This is a genomic window from Micrococcus luteus, from assembly GCF_022664405.1.
GTDB classification, from domain to species: Bacteria; Actinomycetota; Actinomycetes; order Actinomycetales; family Micrococcaceae; genus Micrococcus; species Micrococcus luteus.
On record NZ_JAKRLB010000018.1, the window covers coordinates 47588 to 56926 of the forward strand.

8 protein-coding genes are annotated in these 9339 nt (G+C 74.5%); 5 read left to right on the forward strand and 3 right to left on the reverse strand.

Translation table 11 applies throughout. From position 1 onward, the window contains the following. Position 1: 1 nt before the first annotated feature. The 4 genes from MF605_RS09050 (at position 2) to MF605_RS09065 (ending at position 6658) form a co-directional block, all read left to right on the forward strand. Positions 2-2143 carry a PhoX family protein gene (locus tag MF605_RS09050; RefSeq protein ID WP_134415773.1) on the forward strand — a complete coding sequence of 714 codons (2142 nt, stop codon included), beginning with the start codon at positions 2-4 and terminating at the stop codon, positions 2141-2143. Positions 2144-2259: 116 nt separating this feature from the next. Beyond that, complete coding sequence (menD, locus tag MF605_RS09055; protein WP_134415771.1) at positions 2260-4200, forward strand: 2-succinyl-5-enolpyruvyl-6-hydroxy-3-cyclohexene-1-carboxylic-acid synthase; 1941 nt, start codon at positions 2260-2262, stop codon at positions 4198-4200. Further along, positions 4197-5597, forward strand: coding sequence for a geranylgeranyl reductase family protein (locus tag MF605_RS09060; RefSeq protein ID WP_036318070.1), 1401 nt, complete (start codon positions 4197-4199; stop codon positions 5595-5597). The genes menD and MF605_RS09060 overlap by 4 nt, the downstream gene beginning before the upstream one ends. Beyond that, positions 5594-6658, forward strand: coding sequence for a polyprenyl synthetase family protein (locus MF605_RS09065; RefSeq protein ID WP_134415769.1), 1065 nt, complete (start codon positions 5594-5596; stop codon positions 6656-6658). The genes MF605_RS09060 and MF605_RS09065 overlap by 4 nt, the downstream gene beginning before the upstream one ends. 43 nt (positions 6659-6701) lie before the next feature. On the opposite strand, the gene MF605_RS09070 is transcribed toward MF605_RS09065, so the two are convergent. From MF605_RS09070 to rarD, 3 genes are read right to left on the reverse strand one after another with little or no spacing between them, the layout of a single operon-like run. Continuing rightward, positions 6702-7199 carry an HIT family protein gene (locus MF605_RS09070; protein WP_134415767.1) on the reverse strand — a complete coding sequence of 166 codons (498 nt, stop codon included), beginning with the start codon at positions 7197-7199 and terminating at the stop codon, positions 6702-6704. Next, positions 7196-7690: a hypothetical protein gene (locus MF605_RS09075; RefSeq protein ID WP_041104945.1), complete on the reverse strand. Its 495-nt coding sequence runs from the start codon at positions 7688-7690 to the stop codon at positions 7196-7198. Before MF605_RS09075 ends, MF605_RS09070 begins: the two co-directional genes overlap by 4 nt. 9 nt (positions 7691-7699) lie before the next feature. Beyond that, on the reverse strand, positions 7700-8719 hold the full coding sequence (rarD, locus tag MF605_RS09080; protein ID WP_134415914.1) for an EamA family transporter RarD: 1020 nt from the start codon (positions 8717-8719) through the stop codon (positions 7700-7702). A gap of 142 nt (positions 8720-8861) precedes the next feature. Here rarD and MF605_RS09085 point away from each other — a divergent pair. Next, positions 8862-9339 (forward strand): FAD/NAD(P)-binding protein (locus MF605_RS09085; RefSeq protein ID WP_242821270.1); only part of this gene is annotated, 478 nt, incomplete at its 3' end.

Consider the following 9339-nt stretch of genomic DNA (forward strand, 5'->3'; position numbering starts at 1 on the left):
CATGCTGAAGCGCCTCCTCCCCATGGCCGGCCACACCCGTGGCAACCGCTCCGCCGTCACGTGCGAGCTCAAGTGCGGCAACGCGTGCGCCCACCCGGTGCCCAACACCTCGGCGAACCCGACCTTCCAGCAGATCGCGGAGACCGCCATCTCGCGCCGCTCCGCCCTGGTCGGCGGCACCGGCCTCGCCGCCGCCGTCGTCATCGGCTCCCAGGTGGCCCAGGCCCCCGAGGCGCTCGCAGACAACGGCCGGCGCCCGACCGGCGGCGGCAAGCTCCCCTTCGAGCCCATCGCCCCGGTGACCCGCACCGTGGACACCATGACCGTGCCGGAGGGCTACGACTGGGGCACCGTGATCCGCTGGGGCGACCCGCTGTTCGCCGACTCCCCGGAGTTCGACATCGAGCACCAGACCGGTGCGTCGCAGGCCGCCCAGTTCGGCTACAACAACGACTACCTGAACATCATCACCGACGGCGGCAACGACCGCTCCGGCTACCTCGTCTCCAACCACGAGTACACCAACGAGAACATCATGTTCTCCCCGGAGTACATCGCCTCGAACTTCGAGGACGTCGTCAACGTCGGCCTCCAGGCCCACGGCCTGTCCATCGTGGACCTCAAGCGTGCCAAGCGCGGCGCCCAGTGGGAGTACGTCCGCGGCGGCCGCCGCAACCGCCGCATCACCGGCACCACCGAGTTCGAGGTCCGCGGCCCGGCCGCCGGCCACGCGCTGCTCACGACCGTCGAGGACCCGACCGGCACCCGCGTGCTGGGCACCCTGAACAACTGCGCCGGCGGCACCACCCCGTGGGGCACCGTGCTCTCCGGCGAGGAGAACTTCAACCAGTACTTCAAGGGCCGCGGCACCGCCGAGGAGAAGCGCTACGGCATCTCCACCTCCGCCACCCGCCGCGGCTGGGAGAAGGTCCACGACCGCTTCGACCTGACCAAGCCCGGCTACGAGAACGAGGCCAACCGCTTCGGCTGGGTCGTCGAGATCGACCCCGAGGACCCCACCTCCACGCCCGTGAAGCACACCCTCCTGGGCCGCTTCAAGCACGAGGCCGGCACCGCCGTGATCTCCCCGTCCGGCCACGCCGTGGTCTACTCCGGCGACGACGAGCGCCACGACTACCTGTACAAGTTCGTCTCGGCCGAGAAGGTCCGCGAGGGCGACAAGAAGCACAACATGCGCCTGATGGACAAGGGCACCCTCTACGTGGCCAGGTTCTCCGGCGACTCCCCGGCCGCCCAGATCGACGGCAGGGGCACCCTGCCCTCGGACGGCGCCTTCGACGGCTCCGGAGAGTGGATCGCCCTGGCCGACGAGAAGACGTCCTTCGTCCCGGGCATGTCCCTGGCCGAGGTCCTCGTCTACACCCGCCTCGCGGCAGACAAGATGGGCGCCACCAAGATGGACCGCCCGGAGGACGTCGAGACCAACCCGGTCACCGGCAAGGTCTACGCGGCCCTGACCAACAACACCAAGCGCACCGCCGTGGACGAGGCCAACCCGGTCATCGGCAACCGCGACGGCCACGTCATCGAGATCACCGAGCAGGGCGGGGATCACACCTCCACCGCCTTCACCTGGGTCATCCTGCTGCTCGCCGGCGACCCGGCGGTCTCCTCCTCGGCCTACTTCGCCGGCTACCCGAAGGAGAAGGTCTCCCCGATCTCCTGCCCGGACAACCTGGCGTTCGACTCCGAGGGCAACCTCTGGATCTCCACCGACGGCCAGCCCGGCACCATCGGCTACGCCGACGCGCTGCACAAGGTCACCCTCGACGGCGCCGAGCGCGGCCGCGTCCAGCAGTTCCTCGCCGTCCCGCGCGACGCCGAGACCTGCGGCCCCGTGATCCACGACCGCGACAACTCCGTGTTCGTCAACGTCCAGCACCCGGGCGAGGACGGCACCTGGGGCGCGCACACCTCCTCCTTCCCGGACTTCCTGAGCCCGACCGGCCCGGTCCAGGTGGGCGACAAGGTCGCGGCCCCGCGTCCGAGCGTCGTCCAGGTGTTCAACGCCACCGGGAACAACGGCATCGGCAAGGGCGCCGGCAAGGAGAAGGGCAACAAGGGCAAGGGCAACAACGGCAAGGGCAAGGGCAACGGCAACGGCAAGGGCCCGAAGGGCTGACCCCCGCCTCCGCGCGGACCCTCGACGAGGCCGTCACGGCCGGCGCCACCGCGTCACCGTGGCGGCCTCGCCGCGTCCGGGGCCCGCCCGCGCCCGGGCCTAGACTGGTGGCCACCATGACCTCCGTCGACTCCCTCTCCGTGGCGCGCGCCGTCGCCACCGCCCTGATCGACGCCGGCATGCGGGACGCGGTGGTCTGCCCCGGCTCCCGCTCCGCCCCGCTGGCCTACGCGCTCGCGGCCCTCGAGCACGCCGGCGAGGTCCGCCTGCACGTGCGGGTGGACGAGCGCTCGGCCGGCTTCCTCGCCCACGGGCTCTCGCTGGCCTCGGGGCGCCCGGTGGGCGTGCTGACCACGTCGGGCACCGCCGTCGGGAACCTGGTGCCCGCCCTGATGGAGTCCTTCCACGCCGGCACGCGCGTGATCGCGCTGACCGCGGATCGTCCGCCCGAGCTGCACGGCACCGGCGCGAACCAGACCACGGACCAGAGGGACGTGTTCGGCACGCACGTCCGCCATGCCGCCTCCCTCGGCTGCGACGCGGCCGACGGCGTGGACGCCGAGCAGCATCTGCGCCATGTGCGGGCCACCGTGCGCCGGGCCCTGCTGGCGGCCGAGGGGGTCGTCGCCGAGACCGGTTCCGACGACGGCGCGCCCGGTCCGGTGACGATGGCCGAGGCCCCGGCCGGACCCGTCCACCTGAACCTGCACTTCCGCGACCCGCTCGTGCCGAGCCCTGAGGAGGCGGCCGCCATGGGCGCCGCCGCCGCGGCGCCGCACACCCCTGCTCCGGCCGTCGCCCCGACCGGCGCGAGCCCGGCCGCCGCCGCGTCGGCCTACCGGGCGCCCGGGGCGGTGCTCTCGGGGCTGCCCGAGCTGGACGTCGCCCGCCTGGACCAGCGGCGCACCGTCGTGCTGGCCTGCCACGGTGCCGGCCCCGCGGCCGCGGCCTTCGCGCTGTCCCTGGGCCTGCCCCTGCTGGCCGAGCCGTCCTCGAACGCGCGGTTCTCCGCCAACGCCATCGCCGCGTACCCGCTCCTGCTGGGCGCGGCCGGCGGGCGCGACGCGGACGCACACCCCCTGGCCGCCCGCATCGAACGGGTCGTGCTGTTCGGCCGGCCCACGCTCACCCGGACGGTCAACGCGCTGCTGGCCCGCCCCGACGTCGCCACGGCCCTGCACGCCCCCGAGCCCGCACCGTGGTTCGAGCCGGGCCGGCGCCGGGAGACGCCCGTGGAGACCCTCGAGGAGCTCGCCGCCTTCGCCGGGCAGGGCGAGCCCGGCTGGCTCGCCGCGTGGCAGCACGCCTCGATGCGCGCCCAGGCCGCCGTGGAGGACGTGCTCGTCACCACCGACGCCGGCGACCGGCTCAGCCCGCAGACGGTGGCGCACGTGAGCGCCGCCATGGTCCGGGGTCCGCTCGTGCTGGGCTCGTCCTCGGTGATCCGGGACGTGGACCTGACCTGGCGGCCCCCCTCGGCGCCGGACGCGGAGGTGTACGCCAACCGCGGGCTCGCCGGGATCGACGGGACCGTCTCCACGGCCGCGGGCGTCGCACTGGCGCGCGGACGGCGGACCGTGGCCCTGCTCGGCGACCTCACCGCCCTGCACGAGGCGGGCGGCCTGCTCGTGGGCCCCACCGAGACCGAGCCGGACCTCGACCTCGTGGTCGTCAACGACGACGGCGGGGCGATCTTCGCGAGCCTCGAACACGGGGCCGTGGCCGAGGCGCCCGGCATGGCGGACCCCATCGAACGGCTCTTCGGCACCCCGCACGGCGTGGACCTGGCCGCCCTGGCCGCCGCGTACGGCGTCCCGCACACGCGGGTCACCGACCGCGTCGACCTCGTCCGGGCCCTGTCCGACCCGGTGCGCGGCCGGCGTCTGCTCGAGGTCCGCTGCGACCGCGCCGACCGCCCGCGCGTCGCCGCCGCCCTGGCCGCGGCGGTGCGCGCCACGTTCCCGCCCGCGTGCCCCGTCCCGGACCCCGCGCCGGACGCCGGCCCGGCCCCCGCCCCGCCCACCGCCGAGCTCGCCGCCGAGGAGGCCCCCCAGTGACCGGCACGCCGACGTCGCCCGCGCCCGCCTCGACCCCCGCCGTCGTGCGCCGTGCCGACGTGCTGATCTCCGGCTGCGGCCCCGCCGGCGCCACCGCCGCCGCCCACCTCGCCGCGGCGGGGCTGGACGTGGTGGTGCTCGAGAAGACCGCGCACCCGCGTGAGAAGGTCTGCGGCGACGGCCTGACCCCGCAGGCGGTCCGGGAGCTGCAGCTGCTCGGCGTGCCCCACCGGGGTGAGCCCGGCGACGACGGCGGCTGGCGCGTCATCCGCGGCCTGCGGCTGCGCGCGGGCGAGCGCAGCGTGGACGTGCCGTGGGCGCCCACCCAGACCTGGCCGGACTACGCGCTCACGCGCACCCGACGCGATTTCGACGCCCTCCTGGCGGACCTGGCGCGCACCCGCGGCGCCGAGGTCCGCGAGCGGCACGCCGTCACCGGCGTCGTGCGGGACGAGGCCGGACGCGTGGTCGGGCTGGACGCGGAGCTGATCGCGCCGAACGGCCGCAAGACCGGGGAGACCGCCCGCTTCACCGCACCGATCGTGCTCGCGTGCGACGGCGTCTCCGCCCGCGCCGCCGTCTCCGCGGGCCTGCACCGCCGCGAGGACCGGCCCATGGGCGTGGCCGTGCGGGCCTACTACACCGCCGGCGCCGCCGTCGACGGGGCGATCCCCGCCCCGCCCGGCGACCGGGGGGAGTGGATGGAGTCCTGGCTGCGCCTGCCGGATGCCGAGGGCAACCCGCTGCCCGGCTACGGCTGGCTGTTCCCGCTCGCGGACGGCACCGTGAACGTGGGCCTGGGCATCCTGGACACCTCCCCGCAGTTCGGGAAGCTGGACTACCGCGGGCTGCTGAAGTCCTGGACCGGGGCGCTCACCGCGGACTGGGGGATCGCCGAGCAGACGCGCACCTCGCGGATCCTCGGCGCGGCCCTGCCGATGGCGTTCAACCGCACCCCGCAGCACGTGCCGGGCATGCTCCTGGTGGGCGACGCGGCCGGCATGGTGTCCCCGTTCAACGGCGAGGGCATCGGGTTCGCGATGGAGGCGGCCCGCCTCGCCGCGGAGCTGGCGGTGCAGGCGCACGCGGCCGGGACCGACGGCGCCGCGGACGCGATCCTGTCCCGTTACCCGGTGATCACCCAGCACCTGTGGGGCCGCCACTTCGCCCTCGGCGCCCGGTTCGCCCGCCTGATCGGCGATCCGCGCGTGATGAAGGCGGCGCTGGGCGCCGGGATGGCCGCACCCCCGCTGCTGCGGGCCGCGGTGAAGGTCATGGGCAACACGGTGGACGCGCGGGGCGGCGACGCCGTCGACCGGGCCGTCCGCGTGCTCGAGGCGCTCACCCCCGCGCTGACGACCGCGGGCGGCGCGCCGTTGGGTAGGCTTGCCCGGTGACCACCGCAGACCCCGGCTTCGCCCTGCCCTCCGGCTTCGAACCCCTCGCCGAGCACGGCCGTGTCCTGGAGGTCGTGCTGACCGCGCTCGAGCAGGTCGAGGAGCAGCTGGACAGCGCCCTCGGCTTCGACGACCTCTTCTCCGACACCGCCGCCCACCACCTGCTGGCCGCCGGCGGCAAGCGGGTCCGTCCGGTCCTGACGGTGCTCGCCTCCCTCCTGGGCGACCCCGCCCTGGCCTCCGGCGAGGTCGCCGACGTGGACGCGCCCGCCCGCCAGGCCGCCGTCGTGATGGAGCTGACGCACCTGGCCACGCTGTACCACGACGACGTGATGGACGAGGCCCCCGTGCGCCGCGGCGCCCCCGCCGCCCACCGACTGTGGGGAAACTCGGCGGCGATCCTGGCCGGCGACCTGATCTTCGCCCGCGCCTCCCAGCTCATGGCCGAGCTCGGCCCGCGGCCCGTGCAGATCCAGGCGGACACCTTCGAACGCCTCGTGCAGGGCCAGCTGTGGGAGACCCGCGGCCCGGCCGAGGGCGCGGATCCGATCGAGCACTACTACGCGGTGCTCTCCGGCAAGACCGGCTCGCTGATCGCCGCGGCGGGCATGCTCGGCGCGCTGCTGGGCGGGGCCGACGAGGCCGCCGTCCAGGTGATGCGCGCATACGGCGAGAAGGTGGGCCTGGCCTTCCAGCTCGCCGACGACCTGATCGACCTCACCGGCGACGCCGAGCGGATCGGCAAGGTCCCCGGCACGGACCTGCGCGAGCGCGTGCCCACCCTGACCACGCTGCTGCTGGCCCGCGCCGCGCAGGGCGAGGGGCCGGAGGCCGAGGACGCCCGCCGGGTGCGCGCGCTCGTGGACGGGCCGCTCGACACCGACGAGCAGCTGGCCGCCGCCGTCGCCGCGCTCACGGGCCACCCCGCCATCGACGAGGCGTGGGCGATCACCCGCGGCTGGGCGGAGCAGGCCAAGCAGGCGCTCGCCCCGCTGCCGGACTCCGCCGTGAAGGCGGCGCTCGAGGCGTTCGCCGACTACGTGGTCGGGCGCTCGGCCTGACGCCGCGGTCGGCGGCGTCGCCGCCTCGATCCGGGGCGGCCGCTCAGTCCAGGCGGGTCGGGGCGGGGTCCAGCGCGGCCGCGAGCTCCCGCGCCTTGCCGGCGCGGACCTCCGGGGCCACCGGGTGGCGCAGCTGCCGGTAGAGCATGTCCTCCTCGAAGCGGGGGAACACGTGCAGGTGGTAGTGCCACACGTGCTGGTTGCCGGCGGGCTCGTTGTGCTGGCGCGTGGAGACCCCGTCCGGGGCCCACGCGCGCTTCATGGCCAGCGCCACCTGCTGGGCCATCAGGGCGATGCGCTGCAGCACGCGCGGGGGCAGGTCGTAGAGGTTCTCGTAGTGCTCGGCCGGGCAGACCATGGCGTGGCCCTCGTGGTCGCCGAACCCGTCCACGGCGATCAGCACGATCAGGTCCTCGTCCTGGTAGACGGTGTCCCCGAGCTCGCAGCGGTTGCCCGGGTCGGAGACGTCGCCGGCCACGAGCCCGCAGAACGGGCAGACGTAGCCGTCCGGGGCGTGGGAGACCGGGGCGGGCGCGGTCACCGGTCCGGCCCCTCGTCGTCGTCCTCGGGGTCCTCGAAGGTCCACGCGAGCAGGTCCGTCAGGAACTCGCTGAAGGTGCCGCCCTCGTCCTGCCACTCGCCCTCGGGCGCGTCGGCACCGGCGGAGCGCCGCCACACCAGCGGGTCCGGCAACGCCAGGTTGTCCACCGGCAGGCCCCACACGACCGTCTCGTCCGCATCCTCCAGGAACATGAGGAAGCCGTCCCGCACCTCGAGGTCCTCGGGGTCCCACACGTAGTGGTCCGTCTCCATGAGGTCGCCGCAGTTGCCCAGGGCGAGGTAGAACTCGCGGAGAGCAGCCGGGATCATGAGCCCGGCGCCGAGCTGCTCCGCCGCGGGGGACTGGGCCAGCCGGGCGTCGACGTCGGCGGGGGCGAGGCCGTCGTCCTCGGCCCAGGCGTCGCCCAGCAGGTCCGGGACGAGCCGCTGGAAGGCCGGGAGGTACACGGGGGCGGGGGGCTTGGCGGGCATGTCGTCAGTCTAGGCGTGCGCGCCCCGCCCGGCCCGGACCGCCCGACGCTGCAGGCGGGAGGCGTTCAGCTGGTCCACGGTGAACACCGCCAGGGACAGCCAGATCAGCCCGAAGCCCGCCCAGCGGGCCGCGGGCATCTGCTCGCCGAGCACCGTGACCGCCACGAGGAACTGCAGGATGGGCGCCGTGTACTGCAGCATCCCGAGCGTGGTCAGCGTCAGGGAGCGGGCCGCCGCCGAGAACAGGATGAGCGGAACGGCGGTGAGCACGCCGAGCCCGGCCATGAGCCAGAAGTGGCCGGGCCCCTCGGTGACCGTGGTGAGCAGCCCGGCCTGCGCCAGCAGCACGCTGCCCACCACGAACACGGGGATCAGCACCACGGTCTCGGCGGTCATCGCGGTCACTGCGTGCACGGGGGAGGGGAAGCGCTTCTTCACGAAGCCGTAGAGCCCGAACGAGGTGGCCAGCCCGAGCGCGATCCACGGCACCTGCCCCATCGCCGCGGACATCACGACGACGGCGGCCACCGCGATCCCGACGGCCACCCACTGGCCCCGCCGCAGCCGCTCCCCGAGGAAGAGCACGCCGAGCAGGACGTTCACCAGCGGGTTCATGAAGTAGCCCAGCGAGGCCTGGAGCACGTTGCCCGTGGTGACCGAGACCGCGTACAGCAGCCAGTTCACCGCGATGATCCCGGCGGCCAGACCCGTGGTGCCCCAGCGGCCGGGCGTGGCCAGCGCCGTCCCCAGCTCGCGCAGGCGGCGCATCACGGTCAGCAGCAGCAGGCAGAAGATCAGGGCGAAGCCGATGCGCACCACCACGATCTCCAGGGTCCCGGCGGGCGCGAGCATCGCCATGTAGAGCGGCAGCAGGCCCCACACGAAGTAGGCGGTGAAGCCGAGGGCCAGCCCGCGCGGGTCGTCGTCCGGGGCAGGGGAGACGGTGGGCAGGGCGCCGGTGTCGGGGGCGGCGCCGTCGGGGGTCGCGCCGGGCCGGGCAGCGGGGGAGGAGGGGCTCACGCGGACCACTGTACGGTCCGGGTGAGCACTCTCACCCAGGTTCCTCCCGGTCACGGCGGTAGACTGGGGGGTCGATCCCGCGCGCCGGCGCCGGGCCCCGCCCTGCGTCCTGCCGGCGCGCCCCGCCGTCGTCGAAAAGGACCCACCCGCCGTGACCGTTCGCCCTGACCGCCCGTTGCGCATCGCCATCATCGGTGCCGGACCCGCCGGGGTGTACACGGCGGACATCCTGACCAAGGAGGAGCGGGACTTCCGTGTCAGCATCGACCTGTTCGACCGGTACCCGGCCCCGTTCGGTCTGATCCGTTACGGGGTGGCCCCGGACCATCCGCGCATCAAGGGCATCGTCACCGCCCTGCACAAGGTCATGGACCGCGGCGACATCCGTTTCCTGGGCAACGTGGACTACGGCACGGACCTGAGCCTGGCGGATCTGCGTCGGCATTACGACGCGATCGTGTTCTCCACCGGGGCTGTGCGGGACGCGGCCCTGGACGTGCCCGGGGTGGAGTTGGCCGGCTCGTTCGGTGGCGCGGACTTCGCGTCCTGGTATGACGGGCACCCGGATGTGCCGCGGCATTGGCCGTTGGAGGCCACGCAGGTGGCGGTGATCGGCAACGGGAACGTGG

Bases quoted from the DNA above. Each gene is read 5' to 3' on its own strand.
- MF605_RS09075 (WP_041104945.1), bottom strand. From the start codon at position 7,690: ATGCCCGCCAAGCCCCCCGCCCCCGTGTACCTCCCGGCCTTCCAGCGG.
- MF605_RS09050 (WP_134415773.1), top strand. From the start codon at position 2: ATGCTGAAGCGCCTCCTCCCCATGGCCGGCCACACCCGTGGCAACCGC.
- menD (WP_134415771.1), top strand. From the start codon at position 2,260: ATGACCTCCGTCGACTCCCTCTCCGTGGCGCGCGCCGTCGCCACCGCC.